Below are 23,313 nucleotides of genomic sequence, written 5' to 3' on the forward strand. Positions count from 1 at the left end.
GCACCAGGTGCAGGCCGGGGTATCAACATATCTGGCGTTGACTTTTGGCACGCTGTTGAGTTCTCAAGGAACGGACGCTTCCTTCGGTCCCGTATCACCGGGGCCCTCCGGGCGCTTCCCTTCGTTTTCTTCTTTGTCTTGCTGTCTTGCGTTTCCGACTCTATCAGACGCTTTCCAGTGTCTGACTCCCGGTCGAAGCGGGCCGTGCAGTTTCGCTTTCCAGGTTCTTCGCTTTCGCGTTTTCCCTTTCCGGCGAGTCCGACTCTATCAGATCCTTTCGGGCCTGATTTCCAGTCAGCGGGGTTTGTCTTCCGGGCTGTTGGGCCGTTCCGACGTCCAAACTCTAGCGGATTCTCCCGGCGGCTCATAATCGAGCCTTTGTCATGAATTCCGGCATGCCGAAATCATCCCGAGTGGGAGATCGTGCTGAAGTTTGGTTGCCGCGTTCGCGGCGGGATCGGTTGCCGCGGATCCGTACCGGCTCCGTGACAACTCGGAGAACTTTACGGATCCACCAGGGGTGTGTCAACCCTCCCCCAGTGGCCTCCGCGGGACCCCTGGCGGGCCTCGGCCGAGGCCTTCAGTCCAGGTCGGTGAGGCGGCCGCCGGCGTCCGGCTGGGCGTGTTCCACGCGGCGCAGGAGGCGGACCAGCAGCTCGCCGAGGACACCGCGTTCGTCGCCGGAGAGGTCCTGGAGGAGGTCTTCCTCGAAGTCGCTGGCCATGCGCATCGCTTCGAGCCACTTCGTACGGCCCTCGTCGGTCAGCTCGACGATGACGCGGACCCGGTTGTTCTCGTCGCGGTCACGGGTGACCAGGCCCTCGCCGGCCATCCGGTCGACGCGGTGGGTCATCGCCGCGGGAGTGAGACCGAGGCGCTTGGCCAGTTCGCCGGGGCCCAGCCGGTAGGGGGCGCCCGACAGGACCAAGGTCTTGAGGACTTCCCACTCCGCGTTGCTGATGCCGAGCGCGGCGACCTGCCTCCCGTATGCGACGTTCATCCGGCGGTTCAGTCGGCCCAGCGCGGAGACGACCTGCTCGACCTGCGGGTCGAGGTCGCGGAACTCGCGCTGATAGGCGGCGATCTGCTCGTCGAGGCTCGGCTCGCTGGGGCCGGGCTCCTCGGTGCTCTCAGACATGGCGGGCAGTATGGCACGCTCCCACCACCCTTGAAGTCCTTCAGCCTGTAGTTTTCACCTTCTAAGTTTAGTGCTAAAGTCTTCGAGTCTGATTTCTTCGTTCCAGGTCTCGACGCTCGGCGATCGAGGCCTTCGAGATCTTGAGGTAGGTGAGTGTGACCAGGGAGATGGGCGCAGCGCTGCGGCGGATCCAGCTGGGCAGCGCGCTGAGCGCGTTCGGGCTCGGGTTCACCGTTCCGTATCTGTACGTCTACGTGGCGCAGGTACGGGATCTGGGTGCCGGGACGGCGGGAGTCGTCCTGGCGGCCTTCGCGATGGCAGCGCTGGCCGTTCTGCCGTTCACCGGACGGGCCATCGACCGGCGGGGCCCGTTGCCCGTGCTGGTGGTGGCCTCCGCGCTGGCATCCGTGGGCGCCGCCGCCCTGGGGTTCGCGAGCAGTGTTCCGGCCGCCGTGCTGTCCGCCGCGGTCCTGGGCGCGGGCACCGCCGTCATGCAGCCGGCCCTCGCCACGATGCTGGTGTGGTGTTCCAGCGCCGCGACCCGTACGCGCGCCTTCGCCATGCAGTTCTTCCTGCAGAACCTGGGGCTCGGCCTCGGCGGGCTCGTCGGCGGGCAGCTGGTGGACGTGGACCGTCCGGCGAGTTTCACGATGCTCTTCCTGATCGAGGCCGCGATGTTCGTGGTGCTCGGTGTCGTGGTGACCACCGTGCGGATGCCGCGTAACGCCTCGCTCGGTGGCGCCCGGCCGGCGGACGGGTCCGCCGCGAAGGGCGGCGGGCTGCGGGCGCTGCTCTCGCACCGGGCCATGGTGCAGCTGTGCGTGCTGGGGTTCGTGCTGTTCTTCGCCTGCTACGGGCAGTTCGAGTCGGGTCTTGCCGCGTACGGCACGGAGGCCGCCGGGATCGAGCCCTCGACGCTCGGCTTCGCGCTGGCCGCCAACACCGCGGTGATCGTCGTGGCGCAGTTCGTCGTGCTGCGGCTCGTGGAGCGGCGGCGGCGCAGCCGGGTCATCGCCGCGGTCGGCCTGATCTGGGCGTTCGCCTGGCTCGTGGCGGGCTACGCGGGGCTGGGCCACGGCAGCCAGGCCATGGCGACGGCCGCGTTCATCTCGACGTACGCGCTGTTCGGGCTGGGTGAGGCGATGCTGTCGCCGACCGTCGCCCCGCTGGTCGCCGATCTGGCGCCGGAGTCGATGGTCGGGCAGTACAACTCGGCGTTCGCCCTGTGCAAGCAGCTCGCGCTCGCGGTCGGTCCGGCCGTCGGCGGGCCGATGGGCGCGTCGCTGCACGGCCCGTACATCGTGACGTTCGTGCTGTTCTCGCTGGGCATCACGGTGCTCGCGCTGCGGCTGGGGCGCCGGCTCACCCCCGTACAGGATCAGCCGTCGCTCGACCGTGCGCCCTCGCGAGTGGTGGCGGTGTCACTGCCCGAGGGGCCGGATGTCGCGGTGCCCGCCGGGGGCACCGCGCCAGCCTCCGCCGGTCACTGACCGGACCGGGCCACGGGTCGCCCTGCTCACTGCGGCAGGGCGAACTCGCACCAGACCGCCTTGCCGCCGCCCGGCGTGCGCCGGCTGCCCCACGAGGTGGCGATCGACGCGATGATCGAGATGCCGCGTCCCGCCTCGTCCGCCGGTTCGGCCTGGCGGCGGCGCGGCAGGTGGTCGTCGCCGTCGGTGACCTCGATGATCAGCCGGCGGTCCGTGCGGCGCAGTCCCAGGCGCATCGGCGGGGTGCCGTGCTGGAGGGAGTTCGCGACCAGCTCGCTGGTGGCGAGGACGCCCAGGTCGCGGAGCTCGACGGGGAAGCGCCAGGAGGTCAGGACCCCGGTGGCGAAGGCGCGGGCGCGCGGGGCGGCCTCGATGCCGCCGAGGAGATCGAGCGCGGCGTTGTGGAACAGCTCCGCGTTCGGTCCCGTACGGGCGGGGTGCTGGACGACCAGGACCGCCACGTCGTCGTCGTGCTCGGCGGTCACGCCGAGGGAGCGGATCAGCCGGTCGCAGACCACCTGCGGTGATCCCTTGGCGCCCGAGAGGGCGCGGGCCAGGGAGGCGACGCCCTCGTCGATGTCCTCGCTGCGCCGTTCGACCAGGCCGTCCGTATAGAGGACGGCGGTGGAGCCCGGCGGCAGCGCGATGGTGCCCGAGGTGTGGACCCAGCCGCCGGTGCCGAGCGGGGGGCCGGTCGGGTCGGCGGCGCGGTGGACCGTGCCGTCCTCGTCGCAGACGAGGATCGGGAGGTGGCCGGCGGAGGCGTAGACGAGCTGCCCCTCGTTCGGATCATGGACGGCGTAGACGCAGGTCGCGATCTGGCTGGCGTCGATCTCGGCGGCGAGGCCGTCCAGCAGCTGGATCACCTCGTGCGGCGGGAGGTCGAGGCGGGCGTAGGCGCGGACGGCGGTGCGGAGCTGGCCCATGACGGCCGCGGCCCGGACCCCGCGGCCCATCACATCGCCGATGACGAGGGCGGTGCGGCCGGCGCCGAGGGTGATGACGTCGTACCAGTCGCCGCCGACGGCGGCGTCGGTTCCGCCGGGCTGGTAGGTAGCGGCGATGCGGAGGTCGTCGGGCTGTTCCAGCTCCTGCGGGAGCAGGGAGCGCTGGAGGGTGACGGCCGTTTCGCGGTGGCGGCGCTCGCTGGTGCGCAGGCGCTCGGCGGCTTCGGCGTGGTCGGTGACGTCGGCGGCGTAGACGAGGACGCCGCCTTCCCCCTTGCCCGCTGCCTTGCCTTCCGCCGTGCTGTCGTCCTTGTCGCCTGCCCTGCCTTCCGCCTTGCCGTCTCCCTTGCCGTCGCTCTCGCTCTCCGTGTTGTCCCACGCGGCGACCGGGGTGCAGGTCACGGTGTACGAACCGCCCTCGGCTGTCCTGCGGGACTTGACCGTACGGGCGGTGCCGCTGCGCAGGACCTGGTCGAGCAGCGGGAGCACGCTGAGCTGGGCGAGCTCGGGCATGGCCTCCGCCGCGGGAACGCCGGGCGGGCGGGGGCCGAACGCGGCCTCGTACGCGTCGTTGACGTACGCGATCCGGTGGTCCGGGCCGTGCAGCAGGGCGACGGGGGCGGGGAGCCGGCCGAGGATCTCGCGGGCGGAGAGGTCGTCGAGGGCGGGCCCGGTGAGGGCCTTGGTCGAGGCGGAGCCGGAAGGCGCCGGGGAGGCGTCGTCAGGCTGGGCGGGCGAGCCCTCCGGCCGGGCGTACTCGGCTCGGGCGGCCGGCACGGAACTACGGTCGTCCCGTGCGGCGGCTCGGCGCTGCGTTCCGGGAAGGCGGGCGCTCCAACGCGTGAAGTTCACGGTATTTCTGGCCTCGTGTGTCGGTCTGGTCCGCTCGGGCGGGCTGCTTCTTCTGCCGGGTTCGGGGCACCGGGGGCCGTGCCCCCGGGAAGGCGCAGCCGGGCCTCGTCGTGCTGTTGGTGCGTCGCTGCTGGTGCATCGCTGCTGGTCACTGTTGGTCACTGCCGACCGGGTCACTCTGTGCAGGTGTGGGCCCACCTATGGTCACACGTCCAGTGTGACCGACCGTACTGACAGTCGCCGCCGGACCGCCTCTTCGACGGCCCGTCAGCTGTCGGTCCGGCCGTCCTCAGGCGGTTCTCCGAGGCCCTTCTTCGGGCGGCCGGGGCCGGGGAGTCCCGGGGTGCCGGAGCCGCCTCCCGCCGCGAGTTCGAACTCGGCGCGGGGGTGCTCCAGCGAGCCGAGGGAGACGATCTCACGCTTGAAGAGTCCGGACAGTGTCCATTCGGCAAGGACGCGCGCCTTCCGGTTGAACGTCGGTACCCGGCTGAGGTGGTACGTGCGGTGCATCAGCCAGGCGGGGTAGCCCTTGAGCTTGCGACCGTAGACGTGGGCGACGCCTTTGTGGAGGCCCAGGGAGGCGACCGATCCGGCGTACGCGTGCCGGTACTCCGTGGGCTGCCTGCCGTCGATCGAGGCGAGGACGTTGTCGGCGAGGACCTTCGCCTGGCGCACCGCGTGCTGGGCGTTGGGGGCGGTCTCGCGGCCCGGTTCGGAGGCGGTCAGGTCGGGTACGGCAGCGGCGTCGCCGGCGGCCCAGGCGTGCGGCATGTCCTCGACGCCGAGGGTGGCGGCACAGCGGAGCCGGCCGCGTTCGGTGAGGGGCAGGTCGGTGGCGGCCAGCAGCGGCGCCGGTTTGACGCCCGCGGTCCACACGAGGGTGCGGGTGGGGAAGCGGGAGCCGTCGCTGAGGACGGCGACGCGGTCCTCGCAGGTGTCGAGGCGGGTCTCCAGGCGTACGTCGATGTTCCGGCCGCGCAACTCGCCGATGGCATAGGTGCCCATGGCCTCGCCGACCTCGGGGAGGATGCGCCCGGAGGCCTCGACCAGGATCCATTTCAGGTCAGCCGGCTTGATGTTGTGGTAGTACCGCGCCGTGTAGCGGGCCATGTCCTCCAGTTCGGCCAGCGCTTCCACTCCCGCGTAGCCGCCGCCGACGAAGACGAAGGTGAGGGCGGCGTCGCGGATCGCGGGGTCGCGGGTGGCGGAGGCGATGTCCATCTGTTCGATGACGTGGTTGCGCAGCCCGATGGCCTCCTCGACGGTCTTGAAACCGATGCCGAATTCGGCCAGACCGGGGACGGGCAGGGTGCGCGACACGGACCCGGGGGCGATGACGATCTCGTCGTAGCCGATCTCCAGGGCTCCGGTGCCGTCCTCGCCGGTGGCGAGGGTGGTGACGGTCGCGGTCCGTTTGGCGTGATCGATGCGCTCGGCCTCGCCGATGACGATCGTGCAGTCCTTCAGGACACGGCGCAGCGGCACGACGACGTGACGCGGCGAGATCGAGCCGGCGGCCGCTTCGGGGAGGAAGGGCTGGTACGTCATGTACGGCTCGGGCGTGACGACCACGATCTCGGCGTCGCCGCTCTTCAGTCTCTGCTTCAACTTCCGTTGGAGACGCAGCGCTGTGTACATCCCGACGTAGCCGCCGCCGACGACGAGAATGCGCACACCTGGCCGGGTGCCGGGGGTCGTCCCCCGGGAATCTGGAGCCATCACCACCCCATGACGCAACGGAGTCAGTGGTTTGTCCACAGCCCCGGCAAATTGTGTGACTGGAGGTTCCTCAACGGACCTCGGGGCCAGTGGCTGGCGAGGAACGGCAGCCGCGCAGGTCAGGCACTACGCACGGGGTGAGTGGGAGGGCGATGTTCCGGTGCCGATCGGATCTTGGTCCGATCGGGGGGCGGCCCATGCGGAACTACCCCCTTCTGAATTGACGCGGGCTCAACTATGTTCGTAACCCGTCGGGGTGTCGGGTGCGGATTTCGTTGTGCTCCGCTCCCCGACTGAAACGGCGGGAAGTCTCCGGGGGGAGACGTCATAACCGGGGGAAAGTTATGCATATTCAGGATACGCATGGCCAGGCTGCGCTCTCGCGCGCGTCCGAGGACAAAGGACGCCTCGGCTCCGTGGGAGCGCTGGGAGTCATGAGCTCGGCCGACGCCGTTCGTTCCGCGGCCGCGGTGAGTGCGGCGGCGATGGGTTCGGCCGCTGCCGGACAGGTCCCGAACGGGGCGACGACGACGGGAACAGCGACGACGGGGGCCGCGGGCGCTCCGCGCTCGGCTCCGCTGCGCGTCGACGCGCAGCGCAATCTGGAGCATGTGCTGCGGGCGGCGCGCGAGGTCTTCGGGGAGCTGGGTTACGGCGCTCCGATGGAGGACGTGGCACGTCGCGCGCGGGTCGGCGTGGGCACCGTCTACCGGCGGTTCCCGAGCAAGGACGTGCTGGTGCGCCGGATAGCCGAGGAGGAGACCTCCCGGCTGACCGAGCAGGCGCGGACGGCGCTGGGGCAGGAGGAGGAGCCCTGGTCGGCGCTCTCCCGCTTCCTGCGTACGTCGGTGGCGTCGGGTGCGGGCAGGCTGCTGCCGCCGCAGGTGCTGCGGGTCGGGGCGGACGGGGACGAGCCCGGTGCGCCGGCGGTCCCCGGGAAGGCTCCGGCGCCGGGCTCGGCGGACGAGACCCGGGTTCCGCAGCAGCGGCAGGGAGTGGGCCAGGACGACTTCCGCGCGGTCGGCCGGCGCTCCGGGGGCGGTGACGGGCTGGACGGCCTCGACGAGGACACCGGCGCGGTCGAGCTGCTGGAGGTCGTGGGGCGGCTGGTGGACCGGGCGCGGGAGTCCGGCGAGCTGCGCCGGGACGTGACGGTCGCCGATGTGCTGCTGGTCATCGCCACGGCCGCTCCTTCGCTGCCGGACGCCGCTCAGCAGGCCGCGGCTTCGGCCCGGTTGCTGGACATCCTGCTGGAGGGGCTGAGGTCACGGCCGGCGTGACGGCCGGGGCGATGGCCGCGCTCGTCCCGACCACCGCCCGTCCCGACCGCCCTCGTCCCGACCGCCCTCGTCCCGACCAACGGCTCATCGGTCCGTATCGCTCGTCGGTCCGGTAGGTCCTCGTCCCCGTCCGCCTCGTCAGTCGTACGGGGCGGGCGTGGCGGGTGGCCGGAGGGGGCGGGCGCGCGGTGGGGCGGCGGTGAACCGGGGCCGGGAGACGAATCAGCGGGGATGCATTCCCCGAAAGAGAGTTCTCTAGTACTCGCATTCGGAAAAACGCCCCGGATGAGTGGTTGGCAGGACGGAGAGGCCAACGCGATTGAGCCATGTGTCAGTCTTGGCCGGTATTCGGGTCCGAGGGTGCATACGGGGGCTTCCGCGATGAGCGGTAACGAGCAGCAGGAAGAGCCGCTCGGCGAGTTCGCTGCGGCCGACAGGGACACGAAGGCGGACGGGCCGTCCGCCGGGCAGGTGCCGACCCAGGCCGGGCGCGGCCCGTCGGACGGTGAGGCCGAGGGCGGCACCGTCCTGCCCGGCCCGTGGCCCGCCGTCGCCGAGGAGGGCTCGTCCGGCGAGGCCGGTGCGGGCGGCGGCGCGCACGCGGTTCCGCAGCAGCGCGCGGGCCGCAGCGGGGCTCCCGAGGCCGGTCTGTCCGACGCCCGGCTGATCGAGGACATGCGGGCGGGCGACGACCAGGCCTACGAGGAGCTGTTCCGGCGGCATTCGGGCGCCGTGCTCCGCTACGCCCGCAGTTGCTGCCGGGACGCGCACACCGCCGACGACCTGACCGCCGAGGTGTTCGCGCGCACGCTCCAGGCCGTACGGGGCGGAAAGGGGCCGACGGAAGCGGTCCGGGCCTATCTGATGACCGCCGTCCGCCATGTCGCCGCCGCCTGGGCGAAAAGTGCCAAGCGGGAGCGTCTGGTCGACGACTTCGCGGTGTTCGCCTCCCAGGCGACCCGCTCCTCCGAACTCTCCGACGACGACACCCTCGAACTCGGCGCCGACGTCATGGCGATGCACGAGGCCGAGCAGACGATGGCGATGCGGGCGTTCCGGAGCCTTCCGGAGCGCTGGCAGGCCGTCCTGTGGCACACCACGGTGGAGGAGGAGTCGCCGAGCGACATCGCCCCGCTGTTCGGTCTCACCGCCAACGCCACCGCCGTTCTGGCCAGCCGGGCCCGCGAAGGGCTCAAGCAGGCGTATCTCCAGGCCCATGTCGGCCAGGCGCTGACCACCGGCGGGGACTGCGCGCAGTACGCCGACCGGCTCGGCGCCCACGCCCGGGGCGGTCTGCGGACCCGGGCCGAACGCGGGCTGCGCAAGCACCTCGACGCGTGTGCCAAGTGCCGGGTGGCCGCGGGCGAGCTGGAGCAGGTGAACGCGGGGATTCCGGCGCTGCTGCCCGTCGCGGTCGTCGGTTGGTTCGCCGCCGGGTATGCGCTCAAGGCCGCGGGCATCGTGGCCGGCGGCGCGGCCGGGGCCGCCGGGGCGGGAGCCGCAGCCGCGGCCACCGGTTCCGGCTCCACCGGCGGGGGCGCGGCGGCCTCCGAGGGGCTCGGCGCGCCCGCGAAGGCGGGGATCGCGGCCGCCGTGGCGGTGGCCGCCGCAGCGGGTCTGGTGTGGGCGCTCGTCGGCGACGACCAGCCGAAGCCGGAGTCCAAGCCGGTCGCGAAGCCTCCGGCCGTGGCGCCCGCGGTGCCCACGCCCGCGTCTCCCCCGCCGTCCCCGAAGCCGGTGCCCGAGCCGCCGGCCGCGCCCGCACCGCCCGCGCCCCCGGCGCCGGACCCGTCCGAGCCCGCCCCGAAGCCGACGCCGAGCCCCACGCCCTCTCCCGAGCGGCCGGACAAGCCCGCGCCCCCGGCGCCGAGCCCGCCGCCGTCCCCGAGGCCGACGCCGAAGCCGCCGAAGCCCACGCCGCCGCCCGCTCCGGAGGTGTACCGGGTCAGCGAGCTGGCGTACTCCGTGTTCGGCGACCGGAGTGAGCCGGAAGTCGTGCTGGGGCGGAGCAGTTGGGTCTGGCAGCGGTCGAACGTGTCGATCGCCTCGACCCGTTACGCGCACGGGGTGACCGTGCACGCCCGCTCCTCGGTGACCATTCAGCTGAACCGGCCGTGCACCCGCTACGAGGCCATGGCCGGGGTGGACGATCTGACGCTCGGGCTCGGCGCGGTGCGGTTCTCCGTGTTCGGCGGGGACGGGGCGCGGCTGTGGCGCTCCCCGGTGATGGAGGGCGGCGAGCCCGCCGTCCCGGTGAGCGTGAGCATCGCGGGCCAGTCCTCGATCCGGCTCGTGGTGGAGCCCAAGACGCCGTTCGGCGGGGTGGCTCTGGCCGACTGGGCGGAGTCCCGGATCAGCTGCGCCTGAGCCGTGCGCGCGCCACGGGCCTCCCGGTCGGGGCTGCCCGGCGGCGGCTTCCGGCCAAGGTGCCCGGGCGGCGCGTTCCGGTCAGGGCTGGAGCGTGCGCCGGGCGGGGACCACACCACCGGCGACCGCGCGCTGGCGCGGGGCGGCCGTGCCGGTCCAGCAGGTGCCGCGGCGGGTCACCAGGCGGCGCAGCCACAGTTCGGTCGAGGCCAGGTCCGCCAGGCCGTCCAGGGGCAGCGGCTCCCCCTCGGAGGCGGCGCGCAGCGCCTTGCGGACCACGCGGGCCTCGACCAGGCCCGCGTCGGCGAGCAGCGGGGCGTCGAAGAGGGCCATCAGCTCGGGCAGCGCGGTGCGCAGGCCGGTGCGGGTGACGGCCGTGGAGGTGGCCTGGGAGGGCGTGCCCCAGCCGGGCGGCAGATCGTGGATGCCCGCCCCGCCGAGCACCCGGCGCAGGATCGCGGCCCGGGCGCCGGGCTGGACGCGCAGCGACTCGGGCAGGGCGCGGGCCGCCCGGACGACCTGGTTGTCGAGGAACGGGGCGTGCAGGCGCTGGCTGCGGATCTCCGCGGCCTGTTCCAGGATCCGGTGGTCGGCGGCTCCCCGGGCGAGGGCGGCGCGGGCGCGGGCCTCCCCCGGGCGCTGTACGGAGGTGGGCCGGATCGCCGCCTCCTGGAGGCGAACCGATACTTCGGCCAGTGCCTCCCCCGTCAGCCAGCGCGCCGCCGGCCCGGGGCGCGACCAGGCGAGGGCGGCGAGCGAGGCGTCGGCGGGGGTGGCGAGGTCGGGGGCGTGCCGGTTGGCGTCGGGGAGGAGTCCGGCGGCGGACTCCAGGCCGGTGCGGTACGACGTACGGGCCAGGCGGCGGGCGGCGCGGTAGACCGTCAGCGGGACGAACAGGGAGTGCGCCGTGGGGCCTTCGGCCTTGGTGAGGGCGGCGACGGGGCGCAGGAGGTGGCGTCTGCGCCGGTCCATCAGAAGGTCGGCGAGGCGGGCCGGGTGCGCGTCCAGGACCTGCCGGGCCCCGGTCCCGACGAGATGGTCGGCGCTGCCCGCGGAGAGCCGGCGGCGGTGGCGTTCGGCGAGGACGAGGGAGGGGGCCGGTTCGTCGGTGAGCGCTCCGGTCTCCAACGAGGCGTACGGCAGGGCCTCTTCGCCCGCCGCGACGACCACATGGTGCAGGCGCGGGTTGGCGGCGATGGCGTGGGCCCGCTCCAGCTCGCCCTCGTTGCCCCGGGTGGTGAGGTCGTTGAAGGTGACGGCGAGCAGCCGCTCGCCCGCGCCGGTGCCGTGGCCGAGGAGGGTGCCGGGCAGCCCGGGCAGTCCGGAGGCGAGGAGGGCGAGGGTGGCCGACGCGCTGCCTCCGGAGAGGTCGGCGCCGATGCCCGCCACGGGTCCGCCCCGCGCCGCGCGCCGGTCGGCGGGGCCCATGCCGGGGACGGGCCCCGGGTCCGGCGGAGTGCTTTCCGGCGCGTGGCGCGGGGCCGTGAGCCGGGCGCGTACGGCTTCGACGAGCGCGTCCCGTACGCCCTCCACCGCGTGCACCGGGTCGGCCTGGGGTGCGGCGACGGCGAGCGAGGCGACGGCTTCGTACCCGGTGATCTCCCGCGAGCCCTCGCGCAGGATGAGGGCGTGGCCCGGCGGGACCCGCTTCACGCCCGCGTAGGGCGTGCCGTCGCCGAGGGCCTCGGGAGTCTCCGGGCAGGCGAGGAGGGCGGCGAGGTGGCCGATGTCGAGCTGGGCCTCGATGAGGTCGGCGAGCGGCAGGGCGGCGGTGGCGAAGGCGGTACCGCCCGCCCAGGGGGTGTGGAAGACGGGCCGGGCGCCGGCCAGGTCGCCCGCGACGGTGATGCGGCGGCCGATCTGCACGACGGCGGTGTAACTGCCGGGCCAGGCGGTGAGATGGCGCATCGCGCCGCCGCGTGCGGAGAGCAGTCCGACGCGCAGCTGCTCGTCGGTGGCGCCGCAGCAGCCGAGGACCGCGAGACGGGCGGTGGGCGCCCCTTCGGGGGTCGCGACGCCGATGACGCGGATCTCGTCGGGCCGCCAGTCGCCGACCGCCCAGAGCGGATCCGGGTCGCCCCACAGGAGTTGGGAGCCCACGGGGTGAACCGTGCGCCCCTCTCCGCCGTTTCCGACGGCGCCGACGGTGCCGAAGCTCGCGGCGATACTGCTCCATCCCACCAACCAACGCATCGCCGCCTCCACAGGCTGTGGACAAACGGCGCACCTTTGACGAGCGAGACGCCGCTGCGGGACATGCTGCCACGACAACGACGCAGGAGAGGGTGTACGGGCAGCGCACGCCGGAAGAGCATGCGCCCCTGGCAAAGGCCGGACGCGGTCTTCACCGCGCCGACAGCAACGGAAGTTCCGGTTCCGGGAGTTGCGGAGGTGAGGCCGCCGGGTCTCCGCGCCGCCCCGGCCCGCCCCCGTGGAAGAGGAGGGGCCGGCGCCGCCCGGAAACAGCGCCGATATCCGGCCATAGTCGGACCGTTGGCCAGACCCTCACCGGACCGTCGCTATTCGGCCATTCTCTCGAAGCGCCACCACGCGCGCACACCGTGCCACGCCCCCCTGGCGACCCTTCCACGCACAGTCCGGGAGGTGGGCCTCACCTCCCGGACCGGTCCACCGCCCGCGGGGAATGGAGCGGCGGTTTCCCCCAGCCCACTGAGTCCAGTGCAGCGGGCCGACCCACGCGGTACCCAGACAAGCGTTCCGGCGACGGCCGGGCCAGAGCGCACGGCCGGGCGCACGGCCACACACCGGGAGCACGCCGCACCCGGGCCCGTACACCGCCGTCCCGACGGCCCCGACCGCCCGGACGGACAACAATCCCGCCATCCGGACGTCTGCCCCTTAACGGTAGGGATAGGGAGAACTACGCTGTGTTTACTGGTGTTCTCGACAGGGGGGCATATTCCTCGGGGCTCGGCCACATGCGTGTGCAGGCGGAGTACGAGGGTTCGAACCTGGGGAGGCATCGGTACGAATGCCGCGCGCCGTCCTCGGTGACGCGGCGGCTGTCTGTGTGTCGAGGGGTGGCGCATGTCCAGGGAGCAACGCGGGCCGAACGAGAAGCTCGGCACGGTTCTCGCCCTCGCGGGAATCAGTAACGCCGGGCTCGCCCGGCGGGTCAACGACCTCGGAGCACAGCGCGGTCTGACACTTCGCTACGACAAGACCTCGGTGGCCCGGTGGGTCGCCAAGGGCATGGTGCCGCAGGGCGCGGCGCCGCATCTCATCGCGGCGGCGATCGGGGCCAAGCTCGGCCGGCCGGTCCCGCTGCACGAGATCGGCCTCGCCGACGCGGACCCCGCTCCGGAGGTCGGCCTCGCCTTCCCCCGGGACGTGGGCGAGGCGGTCCGGTCGGCGACCGAGCTGTACCGGCTGGATCTGGCCGGGCGGCGGGGCGGCGGCGGGATCTGGCAGTCCCTGGCGGGATCCTTCTCGGTGAGCGCCTACGCGACGCCCGCCTCCCGCTGGCTGATAACCCCCGCCGATCCGTCGGTGGCCCGGGATCCGACGGCGGCGCGGGCGGCGATCCTCGGGGCACGCGGCGGCGGACCGGACGGTTCCGGCCCGGCCGGAGCCCGCGGACCGGGGGCCGCCCCGGACGTCCGGGGCGCACACATCCTCCACACCGGCGGCGGCACACCGGGCGCCCCCGGCAGCCCAGGCGCGCCAGGCGCGGCCGGCTCCGTCCCCGTACAGCCCGGCCCGGAGACCGCGGCGGACGCCTCACCGCTGCGGGTCGGCCACAGCGATGTGACGAAGCTGCGCGAGGCGGCCCAGGACGCCCGGCGCTGGGACTCCAAGTACGGCGGCGGCGACTGGCGTTCCTCCATGGTTCCCGAGTGTTTACGCGTCGACGCCGCGCCTCTGCTCCTCGGCTCGTACACCGACGAGGTCGGGCGGGCCCTGTTCGGCGCGTCCGCCGAGCTGACCCGGCTGGCCGGCTGGATGGCCTTCGACACCGGCCAGCAGGAAGCCGCCCAGCGCTACTACATCCAGGCCCTGCGCCTGGCCCGGGCCGCCGCCGACGTGCCGCTCGGCGGCTATGTCCTCGCCTCCATGTCCCTCCAGGCGACCTACCGCGGCTTCGCCGACGAGGGCGTCGACCTCGCCCAGGCCGCCGTCGAGCGCAATCGGGGTCTCGCCACCGCCCGCACCATGAGCTTCTTCCGGCTGGTGGAGGCCCGCGCCCATGCCAAGGCCGGCGACGCACCGGCCGCGGGGGCCGCGCTCAAGGGCGCGGAGAGCTGGCTGGAGCGGTCCCGGGCGGGTGACTCCGACCCGCCCTGGCTCGGCTTCTACGGCTACGACCGGTTCGCCGCCGACGCCGCCGAGTGCTACCGGGACCTGAAGGCCCCCCGCCAGGTGCGGCGCTTCACCGAGCAGGCGCTGTCCCGGCCGACCGAGGAGTTCGTCCGCAGCCACGGACTGCGGCTCGTCGTGTCCGCCGTCGCCGAGTTGGAGTCGGGCAATCTGGACGCGGCCTGCGCGGCGGGCACCCGGGCGGTGGAGGTCGCCGGGCGGATCTCCTCGGCCCGCACCACGGAGTACGTGCGCGACCTGCTGCACCGCCTGGAGCCGTACGGGGACGAGCCCCGCGTGGCGGAGCTGCGGGAGCGGGCCCGCCCCCTGCTGGTCACCCAGGTCTGAGCCGGACGGCGGGCGCGTTCCGTGCGCCCGCCGGGCCGAGTGTGCGCCACGCCCTGCCCATCTCGGGTTTGAGCCGGTTGTCAGTGGGTCAGTGCACTATCGGGGTGGGAGGTGGCGTGATGATGACGCACGCGGCGTACGACTGCGATGTGCTGGTGATCGGCGGCGGGATCGTCGGTCTGTCGACCGCGTACGCGCTGTCGCGGTCCGCTCCGGGCGCCCGGGTGACGGTCCTGGAGAAGGAGCGCGGCCCCGCCCGCCACCAGACCGGCCGCAACAGCGGTGTGATCCACAGCGGTATCTACTACCGCCCCGGCTCCCTCAAGGCGCGGTACGCGCTGCGCGGCTCCGCCGAGCTGGCGGACTTCTGCGCCGAGCACTCCATCGCCCACGCCACCACCGGCAAGCTGATCGTCGCCACCGACCGCTCCGAGCTGCCCCGGCTGCACGGCCTGGTGCAGCGCGGCCGCGAGCACGGGCTGCCCGTGCGGGAGCTGGGCCCCGCCCAGATCGCGGAGCACGAGCCGGAGGTCCGGGGGCTGGCGGCGATCCGGGTCGGCACGACGGGCGTCTGCGACTTCACCGCCGTCGCCACCCGCTTCGCCACCGAGGTCACGGCCGGCGGCGGCATCGTGCGGTACGGCGCGGAGGTCGCCGCGATAGACCGGCGCCCCTGGGGCGTCGCCGTGCGCACGACGGACGGCCTGGTCGTCCGGGCCCGGGTGCTGGTCAACTGCGCGGGGCTCCACTGCGACCGGGTGGCGCGCCTCGCCGGGGACGACCCGGGCGTGCGGATCGTGCCGTTCCGGGGCGAGTACTACGAGCTGGCCCGCCCCGAGCTGGTGCGCGGACTGGTCTACCCGGTGCCCGACCCGGCGTTCCCCTTCCTCGGCGTCCACCTCACCCGGGGCTTCGACGGCTCCGTCCACGTGGGGCCGAACGCGGTCCCCGCGCTGGCCCGCGAGGGATACGCCTGGCCGCAGGTCCGCCCCGCCGAACTGCTGTCCACGCTGAGCTGGCCGGGCACCTGGCACATCGCCCGCCGGCACTGGCGGTACGGAGCGGGCGAGGTGCACCGCTCGCTGTCCCGGTCCGCGTTCACCCGGGCCGTCCAGCGGCTGCTGCCCGCCGTCACCGAGGACGATCTGCGCCCGTCGCCCGCCGGGGTCCGGGCCCAGGCGGTGCTGAAGGACGGCACGCTGGTGGACGACTTCCTGATCCGCGAGGCCCCGCACACCGTGCACGTGCTCAACGCCCCGTCGCCCGCCGCGACGGCCTGCCTGCCCATCGGACGGGAGGTGGCACGGCTGGCGCTGCGCCGGGCTCGGGGGACGGGGTGGAAGCCGCCCGCCGTAGAATCCGGTCATTGTGTCTGAGCAGCCCCTGAACCCCATGTCCGCCGGAACCCCCGACGCCGCCACGGCCGACGCGACGCCGACCGGCTCCACCGCGGCCGACGCGCTGGCCGGCAACACGGCCGACGAAGCCGCCGCGCTCCGGGCCGCCTCCTTCGAGCGGGCGCGCCGGCTGCGCCAGGAGCCCCGCTTCCCCGGCGGCCCCGCCGCCGACCCGGCCGGTTCGCACCACGAGCGCCGGATCCGCAGCTTCCAGCCGCGCCGCAGCCGGGTCACCACCGGCCAGCAGGACGCCCTGGAGCGGCTGTGGCCGAAGTGGGGCCTGGACATCGACGGCAAGCGCGCCCTGGACCTGGCCGAGATGTTCGACGGCCTGCCCGTGGTCCTGGAGATCGGCTTCGGGATGGGCGAGGCCACCGCGCAGATGGCGGCCGACGACCCGGGCACCGGCATCCTCGCGGTCGACGTCCACACCCCCGGCCAGGGCAATCTGCTCGGCCTCGCGGACAGGGCGTGCTCGACGAACGTACGGGTGGCCAACGGCGACGCGGTCATCCTGCTGCGCGAGATGCTGGCCCCCGAGTCGCTCGACGGCCTGCGGGTCTACTTCCCCGACCCGTGGCCCAAGGCCCGGCACCACAAACGGCGGCTCATCCAGCCCGCGTTCCTGGACCTGGTGGCCCCGGTGCTAAAGCCCGGCGCGATCGTCCACTGCGCGACCGACTGGGAGCCGTACGCCGAGCAGATGCTGGAGGTGCTCACCGCGCACCCCCGCTTCGAGAACACCGCGGCCGACGGCGGCTACGCCCCGCGCCCAGCGTTCCGGCCGCTCACCCGCTTCGAGGGCCAGGGCCTGGACAAGGGGCACGTCGTCCACGACCTGCTGTTCGCCCGCGTCTGACGCGCCGGCCGACCGCCGGGTGATGGCCGGATGCGCCGTCGCCGGGTGTCAGTGCTCCTCGTTAGGGTCGAGAGGTGTCCGACCCTTCCGTGCAGCATCAGCAGGCGCGGCCCGCCGTCCCGGTCCTCCATGAGCAGCGGCTCCATGAGGTCCTGGGCGCCGCGCCGGAGCGTGGCCGAGCGCGTTACCGGCCGCGCCGCGTCGGCATGGTGTGGCGCAGCAAGGTGTTCCGCGCCGGGGCCGTGATCGTGGCGCTGGTGCTGTGCGGGCTGGTGATCCTGGCCCTCGTCCGCGAACAGACCGGTCCGGAGGGGTTTCTCGTCGGTCTCGGCCTGGCGGTGCTGCCCGTTCCGCTCCTGATGGCCGCCTTCCGCTGGCTGGACCGGGTCGAGCCGGGCCCCTGGCGGAATCTGATCTTCTCCTTCGCCTGGGGCGCGTGTGCCGCCGCGCTCGTCGCGATCATCGCCAACTCGTTCGCGACGCGCTGGATAGCGACCGCGACGGCCGACCCGGCGAGCGCTGACACCCTGGGGGCGACGGTGATCGCCCCCGTCGTCGAGGAGAGCGCGAAGGCGGCGGCCGTGCTGCTGATCTTCCTGTTCCGCAGACGGGAGTTCAGCGGGGTGGTGGACGGTGTCGTCGTCGCCGGGTTCACCGCGACGGGCTTCGCGTTCACCGAGAACATCCTCTATCTGGGCAACGCCTTCGGCGAGGACCAGTTGCTGGGCAGCTCCGGGTTCGCCTCGGTGACGGCGGGGACGTTCTTCGTGCGGATCGTGATGTCGCCGTTCGCGCACCCCCTGTTCACGGTTCTCACCGGCCTCGGCTTCGGCTTCGCGGCCGTCAGCGCCCGCCGCCACCGGGTCCGCCGGATCGCCCTGCCGCTGCTGGGCCTGCTCCTGGCGATGGGTCTGCACGCCCTGTGGAACGGCTCGTCGGCCTTCGGCCCGTACGGCTTCTACGCGGTCTACGGGATCGTCATGGTCCCCGCCTTCGGCCTGGTGACCTGGCTGGCGATCTGGTCGCGCCAGCGGGAGCTGCGCACGCTGGCGGCCGAGCTGCCCGCCTATGCGGCGGCCGGCTGGCTCACCCCCGCCGAGCCCTCCGCGCTCTCCTCCATGCGGGCCCGGGGCATGGCCCGCGATCTGGCCCGCCACTGGCAGCAGGACCGGACCCGGGGCCGGGCGGCGGCCCGCGCGGTCGCGGAGTACGAATCGTTCGCGACGTCGCTGGCGGGCCTGCGCCGCCGGGCCCGCCACGGCGCGGTGGGCCCGGACTTCGGCGCGCGGGAACGGGAGCTGCTGCACCACCTCTGGCAGCGCCGGGACATCGCGGCCCCGGCCCTGACCCAGGCGGCGCGCCTCACCTCCCGCCGGGGCGCCCACCACGGCCGCCACGCGCCGACGCCGCACGGAAACGGAAGCGGGTACGGCCCCGGCCACGCGCCCGGACGCGGTCCGGCGTACGGACAGCAGGCCCCCACCCGGCCGTTGGGGCAGCCGTACGGCTACGGGTACGGCGGCCCGGCCCCGCAGGCCTCCTCGCAGCCGGCCCCGTACCCGGCGCCGTACGGCAGGACACCGCCCGACCACCGACGCCCGCCCGGCTAGGAACGGCGAGACGGACGCCGGAAGCAGAAGCCGGATCCGTCAGGCCGATGCCTCGGTGAGCAGGGCGAGTTCCCCGTCCGTCAGCCGCAGGCCGGCGACCGCGACGAGGGCGGGGAGCTGTTCGACCGTACGGGCGGAGGCGATCGGGGCGGCGACGGTCGGCTGGGCGGCGAGCCAGGCGAGGGCGACCGTCGCGATCTCCGCGTTCCGGTCGCCGGCGACCCGGTCGAGCGCGGCCAGCACCTTGCGGCCCCGCTCCGACTCCAGGTGGCCGCCGGCCCTCGCCGAGCGAGCGCTGTCCACGTTCGCGCCGGGACGGTACTTGCCGGTGAGGAAGCCGGAGGCGAGCGCGAAGTACGGGACGGCCGCGAGGCCCGCGTCGGCCGCGGTGTCCTGGAGCGCGCCCTCGTAGGTGTCGCGGGAGACCAGGTTGTAGTGCGGCTGGAGCGCGACGTACCGGGCGAGGCCCTCGCGCTCGGAGAAGTCGAGGGAGGCCCGCAGTCGTTCCGGGCTGATGTTGGAGGCGGCGATGTGGCGCACCTTGCCGTCCTTCACCAGCTGGTCGAGGGCGGTGATGATCTCCTCGACCGGGACGGTCTCGTCGTCGAAGTGCGTGTAGTAGAGGTCGATGTGGTCGGTGCCGAGCCGACGCAGCGACTCCTCCGCCGCTCCCTTGATCGTGTCGGCTGCCAGGCCCTTGAAGGCCGGATGCGCTCCGACCTTGGTGGCGACGACGACGTCGGACCGGTTGCCGCGCGAGGCGAGCCACTTGCCGATGACGGTCTCCGACTCGCCGCCGTGATTGCCTTCGATCCAGGCGGTGTACGCGTCGGCGGTGTCGATGAAGTTGCCCCCGGCCGCGGCGTAGGCGTCCAGGACGGCGAAGGACTGCTCCTCGTCCGCCGTCCAGCCGAAGACGTTGCCGCCGAGGGCGAGGGGGAAGACCTGGAGGCCGGAGGTGCCGAGGGGGGTGCGTACTGAAGTCATGTGAGGGTTCAACGAGCCGGGCCGGGGGCGGTATTCCGCCCGTGGTCCATCAGGGCCCGTCGCTCCCGGACAGACCGGCAGCCCTGACGTCGGGGGGTGTGCGTCAGGGCTGCCGGGGTTTCCGGAGGCGCCGTCCTCGCGAGGACGGCAGGCGTCAGACCGAGAGGCCCTTGCCGTTCAGCCAGGCCATCGGGTCCATCGCGGAGCCGCCCGCGGTGCGGACCTCCAGGTGGAGGTGGACGCCGGTCACGTTGCCGGTGGCGCCCATGCGGCCGATGGTCTCGCCGGTGGTGACCTTCTGGCCGACCGAGACGTCGATCGAGGACTGGTGGGCGTACCAGATCTCCGTGCCGTCATCGAGCTGGAGCACCGTGCGGTAGCCGTAGGAACCGGACCAGCCGGCCGAGGTGATCGTGCCGCTGTGCACGGCCTTGAGCGGCGAACCGGCCGCACCGGCGAAGTCGAGGCCGGTGTGCTGTCCGGAGGACCACATGGCGCCGGACTGACCGTAGGTCGAGCTGACCGTGTACGAGGAGGCGGGCAGGGAGAAGCTGGCGGCGAGCTTCGCGAGACGCTCTTCCTCCGCCTTCTTCTTCGCCGCTTCCTCCGCGGCCTTCTTCTTCGCGGCGGCCTCGGCCTCGGCCTCGTCCTGCTGCTTCTTGGCCTCGTCCGCCGCCTTCTCGGCCGCGGCCTTCTCAGCGACGGCCTTGGCCTCGGCGTCGGCGCTGGCCTGCTGCTGCTCGGCCTGCTGGAGGATCCGGGCGCGCAGCGCCTCGCCGGCGTCGGTGCCCTGCTCGGCCTCGGCGCTGGTGAGCCCGGCGGTGGTGAGCGGGGCGGCCGCGGCGACCGGGACGGCCTCCGCGTCCTCCGACATGAAGGACCCGACGCCGGGGAGGGACTTGGCGTCGGGGAGGTTGTCCGCGATGGAATCGGGAAGAGAGATGGAGACCGGTGCCTTGTCCTGAGCGGTGGCCATGCCACCCGCTCCGACGGCCGCTATGACGCCGACCCCGAGGACGGTGGAGCTACGGGCCAGACCACGCTGCTTGGCTACGCGGTGCCTGCCGCGCACGGGACGGATGGACTCCTCGGTGGGATTCCACTCCCCCATGGACCGCTCCGCGCCACCATAGGTGTCGGCACTGAAGGGTGACACGGCCTCAGGGGCAGGCTTGTTGGACGCCACGTGGGCGCTCTCCTTTCCTTCCTTCTCGCCTACCGGGTTAGCTGACGGGTTCGGAGCAGGAAGGTCTCCTACGGGCCCCTCCGTCTCTCACGAGACGCAGGCGTCCGATTCACCCCATGTAGGTGGTTCCCCGGTTCCCTTGCGGAATTCGGCGCTCGCGCGCGGCGCCGTCTCTGACGACGGCTGTGACGACCGCGCTGCGTTATCGAACGTTAATAGACACACGGGCCCGATTCCAAGCTGTTCCTGTTGATCATTAACGAACAGGGTAGGGATGTACGGGTCACAAGCGGGCGGAATCGGGCGACTTGACCAGGGCTCAGCCACACTCCTTTTTCTGATGGTATGTCAAATGTTATGCGGAGGGGTGTCCTTCGATCACACACCGTGTCATCGGGCCGAATCCAGCGCCTCACGGCATCGGCGTCACGGCAGCGCGCCGGGTCAGCGGGCCGCTTCGTCTCCCCGGCCCACGATCTTCACCGTCGTCCGGCGCACGGGCTGCCCCTCCGCCGGCCGGCCGACCGCGATGAGCGCCATGTCGTCCGTGGTCCGCCCGCCGGTGTGCAGCCGTACGTCGTCGGTCAGCGCCGACAGCAGCTCCTCCGGCCCCGGGAAGATCCGGCCGCGCAGCCGGGCCGCCGGATCGTAGAAGACCCCGTTCGCGTCCCGGGCCTCGGACAGGCCGTCCGTGAAGGCGAGGAGCGTCGCCCCGGGAGGCATCGCCCACGCGTCGGCCCGGTCCGGCCACACCCCCAGGTCCATCCCCAGCGGCAGGGCGGGCACCGAGGGCGCCAGCACCTCCAACGCACCGTCCGCGTGCAGCAGGATCGGCTCGGGGTGACCGCGGTTGACCAGGCGCAGCGAGGCCGATCCGGGCGGGATCTCGGCCAGTACGGCCGTGATGAACCCCTCCATGGCGTCCAGCCCGTACCGCCGCGTCCCCTCCCGGGCCAGCGCCCGCTCCAACCGCTGGGCCACGCCCTCCAGCGAGAGCTCCTGCTCGGCGGCCTCCCGGAACGCCCCGATGATCACCGCCACCGCCTCGACGGCGCCCAGCCCCTTGCCGCGGACGTCGCCGACCACCACACGGACGCCGTACGGGGTGTCCGCCACGGCGAACAGGTCGCCGCCCACGAACTCGTCCGCCTGCGCCGCCTCGTAGCGCGCGGCCACCTGGAGCCCGCCGATCCGCTCGGCCGGCGTCGGCAGCACGGCCCGCATGGCGGTCTCCGCGACGGCCCGGGCCGAGGCCAGCTGCTCGTTGCCGCGCCGCACGACGCCGTTGATGACGAGGGCCAGCACCGAACCCGTGAGCACGGTGATCATCTCGATCACCGGGACCACCTGGGTGGACGTCCCGTCGGAGAGCCGCATCGCGATGACGGAGAGAACCGCGGCGATCCCCGTGCGGACGGTCCGGGACAGCGAGAAGAACGGGGCGGCGATCAGCGGGGCCGCGACGAACAGGGGCACGGCGGTGAAGTTGGGCGGGGCCAGCGAGTCGAACACCAGCCCGCCGAGGATCAGCAGGGCGGGCAGCATCCGGATGAACCGCCCGGTTCCCCGCCCCCCGGACGTCAGCTCACCCTCCCGGGACCCGAACACCGCACGGCCCACGGCATCGATGCTCCCCGCCGTGCCACTGCGCCGTTTCTCGGCCATCCCCACCTGTGCACTCCTGCCCGGTCCACCCACGGCTGCGGACGGTACCGCGCCCCGTCCAGGCTTCCCGGAGCCGCGCCGAGCGGCGACTCCGCATCGGCCGAATAGGGGGAATGCGGACGGCGGCCCCGGCCGACCGTGGTCAGTCGGAGAGCCGGTGCTGCGCGTAGACCGTCAATGCGTCCCGTACGAAGGCGGCGGTGCCGTCCCCGTAGCGATCGTAGTTCTTTCCGAAGCGCGGGTCCGCGACATACATCTCCCCGAGCCCGATCACGTACGAACGGCTGGGCTCCTTGGCCGACGACAGCCAGGCGCAGTGCCGCCGCGCGAGGTCCTGCGCCTCGGGCCCGTCGGCGGCGAGCCCGCCCTCCCTGGCCCGGCCCCAGTCCCGCGCGATGGTTTCGTGCTCGTCCTGGAACGCCTTCTTCTCCGTCTCCCCGAGCGAACGCCACCAGCGGTCGCCCTCCTCGTACGCGTCCCTGCCCCAGCGCTCGGTGACCTCCTGCTCGTGGGCGGTGTGGTCGAAGCCGTCGAACACCTCATCGGCCATGAGTTCCATCCCCTCCTGGGTCTTGTGGAGCGTGGTCCGCACCGAGGCGATCTGCCGTCCGATGCGCGCCCGCTCCTGTTCGAGCAGCCGCAGATGCGCCCGCAGCGCCACCGCCGTGTCCCGCTGTCCCGCGAGCACGTCCTTGATGGCCGGCAGCGAAAGACCGAGCTCCCGCAGCAGCAGGATGCGCTGCAGCCGGACGAGGGCGTCCTGGTCGTAGTAGCGGTAGCCGTTGCTCCCGATCCGGCTCGGCGCGAGGAGACCGAGGTCCCCGTAGTGCCGGAGCGTGCGGCTCGTGGTGCCGGCCTGCCTGGCGATTTCCTGAATGGACCACTCCATGCCGGAAACGCTAGATCTTTACGCTGCGTCAAGGTCAACCCGGAAACACCGGGCCACCGGGAAACGACTCGGGCCCGGCACGCTGTGCGTGCCGGGCCCGGATCTTCAGTAGCGGGGACAGGATTTGAACCTGCGACCTCTGGGTTATGAGCCCAGCGAGCTACCGAGCTGCTCCACCCCGCGTCGGTAAACACCACTCTACGGCATTCCCCGCGCCCTTCTGACCAGTTGATCCGCGCCGCCCGCCGGACACCGCCCTCCG

At 73.1% G+C, this 23,313-nt stretch carries 15 protein-coding genes, 1 tRNA gene and 1 riboswitch; of the genes, 7 read left to right on the forward strand and 9 right to left on the reverse strand.

Going from position 1 to position 23,313, the window contains the following annotated elements; translation table 11 throughout:
* Window positions 1-580: 580 nt before the first annotated feature.
* Window positions 581-1,138 carry a MarR family winged helix-turn-helix transcriptional regulator gene (locus tag ACFWRV_RS14175; protein WP_384333378.1) on the reverse strand — a complete coding sequence of 186 codons (558 nt, stop codon included), beginning with the start codon at window positions 1,136-1,138 and terminating at the stop codon, window positions 581-583.
* A gap of 167 nt (window positions 1,139-1,305) precedes the next feature.
* Here ACFWRV_RS14175 and ACFWRV_RS14180 point away from each other — a divergent pair, with 167 nt between their 5' ends.
* Window positions 1,306-2,628 (forward strand): MFS transporter, encoded by a 1,323-nt coding sequence (locus tag ACFWRV_RS14180; RefSeq protein WP_384333627.1) that lies wholly within the window; start codon window positions 1,306-1,308, stop codon window positions 2,626-2,628.
* 26 nt (window positions 2,629-2,654) lie between these two features.
* Here ACFWRV_RS14180 and ACFWRV_RS14185 read toward each other — a convergent pair whose 3' ends face one another.
* The gene (locus ACFWRV_RS14185; protein WP_384333381.1) at window positions 2,655-4,427 is read right to left on the reverse strand and encodes a SpoIIE family protein phosphatase; all 1,773 of its coding nucleotides are present in this window, start codon (window positions 4,425-4,427) and stop codon (window positions 2,655-2,657) included.
* A gap of 267 nt (window positions 4,428-4,694) precedes the next feature.
* Complete coding sequence (locus tag ACFWRV_RS14190; RefSeq protein ID WP_384333630.1) at window positions 4,695-6,065, reverse strand: NAD(P)/FAD-dependent oxidoreductase; 1,371 nt, start codon at window positions 6,063-6,065, stop codon at window positions 4,695-4,697.
* 425 nt (window positions 6,066-6,490) lie between these two features.
* On the opposite strand from ACFWRV_RS14190, the gene ACFWRV_RS14195 reads away from it, so the two are divergent.
* Together ACFWRV_RS14195 and ACFWRV_RS14200 are read left to right on the forward strand one after the other, a co-directional pair.
* Window positions 6,491-7,426, forward strand: coding sequence for a TetR/AcrR family transcriptional regulator (locus ACFWRV_RS14195; RefSeq protein ID WP_384333384.1), 936 nt, complete (start codon window positions 6,491-6,493; stop codon window positions 7,424-7,426).
* A gap of 381 nt (window positions 7,427-7,807) precedes the next feature.
* The gene (locus ACFWRV_RS14200; protein ID WP_384333387.1) at window positions 7,808-9,793 is read left to right on the forward strand and encodes a sigma-70 family RNA polymerase sigma factor; all 1,986 of its coding nucleotides are present in this window, start codon (window positions 7,808-7,810) and stop codon (window positions 9,791-9,793) included.
* 81 nt (window positions 9,794-9,874) lie between these two features.
* On the opposite strand, the gene ACFWRV_RS14205 is transcribed toward ACFWRV_RS14200, so the two are convergent.
* Complete coding sequence (locus tag ACFWRV_RS14205) at window positions 9,875-11,986, reverse strand: asparagine synthase-related protein (protein ID WP_384333390.1); 2,112 nt, start codon at window positions 11,984-11,986, stop codon at window positions 9,875-9,877.
* Window positions 11,987-12,841: 855 nt separating this feature from the next.
* Here ACFWRV_RS14205 and ACFWRV_RS14210 point away from each other — a divergent pair.
* The 4 genes from ACFWRV_RS14210 (at window position 12,842) to ACFWRV_RS14225 (ending at window position 18,324) form a co-directional block, all read left to right on the forward strand.
* Window positions 12,842-14,458: a sporulation protein gene (locus tag ACFWRV_RS14210; protein ID WP_384333393.1), complete on the forward strand. Its 1,617-nt coding sequence runs from the start codon at window positions 12,842-12,844 to the stop codon at window positions 14,456-14,458.
* Window positions 14,459-14,577: 119 nt separating this feature from the next.
* A complete protein-coding gene (gene lhgO / locus ACFWRV_RS14215) occupies window positions 14,578-15,834 on the forward strand; it encodes an L-2-hydroxyglutarate oxidase (protein ID WP_384333395.1) in 1,257 nt (418 codons plus the stop codon).
* Window positions 15,827-16,714, forward strand: coding sequence for a tRNA (guanosine(46)-N7)-methyltransferase TrmB (trmB, locus tag ACFWRV_RS14220; RefSeq protein ID WP_384333398.1), 888 nt, complete (start codon window positions 15,827-15,829; stop codon window positions 16,712-16,714). Before lhgO ends, trmB begins: the two co-directional genes overlap by 8 nt.
* A gap of 74 nt (window positions 16,715-16,788) precedes the next feature.
* Window positions 16,789-18,324 (forward strand): PrsW family intramembrane metalloprotease, encoded by a 1,536-nt coding sequence (locus ACFWRV_RS14225; RefSeq protein ID WP_384333401.1) that lies wholly within the window; start codon window positions 16,789-16,791, stop codon window positions 18,322-18,324.
* A 39-nt stretch (window positions 18,325-18,363) separates the two neighbouring features.
* On the opposite strand, the gene ACFWRV_RS14230 is transcribed toward ACFWRV_RS14225, so the two are convergent.
* From ACFWRV_RS14230 to ACFWRV_RS14250, 5 genes are all read right to left on the reverse strand, one after another.
* Window positions 18,364-19,311, reverse strand: coding sequence for an aldo/keto reductase (locus ACFWRV_RS14230; protein WP_384333404.1), 948 nt, complete (start codon window positions 19,309-19,311; stop codon window positions 18,364-18,366).
* A gap of 154 nt (window positions 19,312-19,465) precedes the next feature.
* A complete protein-coding gene (locus ACFWRV_RS14235) occupies window positions 19,466-20,497 on the reverse strand; it encodes a M23 family metallopeptidase (protein ID WP_384333407.1) in 1,032 nt (343 codons plus the stop codon).
* 11 nt (window positions 20,498-20,508) lie between these two features.
* Window positions 20,509-20,661, reverse strand: a riboswitch (cyclic di-AMP (ydaO/yuaA leader).
* A gap of 280 nt (window positions 20,662-20,941) precedes the next feature.
* The gene (locus ACFWRV_RS14240; protein WP_384333410.1) at window positions 20,942-22,162 is read right to left on the reverse strand and encodes a PP2C family protein-serine/threonine phosphatase; all 1,221 of its coding nucleotides are present in this window, start codon (window positions 22,160-22,162) and stop codon (window positions 20,942-20,944) included.
* A 142-nt stretch (window positions 22,163-22,304) separates the two neighbouring features.
* Window positions 22,305-23,051 (reverse strand): MerR family transcriptional regulator, encoded by a 747-nt coding sequence (locus ACFWRV_RS14245; RefSeq protein ID WP_384333412.1) that lies wholly within the window; start codon window positions 23,049-23,051, stop codon window positions 22,305-22,307.
* 109 nt (window positions 23,052-23,160) lie between these two features.
* Window positions 23,161-23,234 (reverse strand) — tRNA-Met (locus tag ACFWRV_RS14250).
* Window positions 23,235-23,313 lie beyond the last annotated feature (79 nt).

It is taken from the genome of Streptomyces sp. NPDC058576 (assembly GCF_042718715.1).
GTDB lineage: Bacteria > Actinomycetota > Actinomycetes > Streptomycetales > Streptomycetaceae > Streptomyces.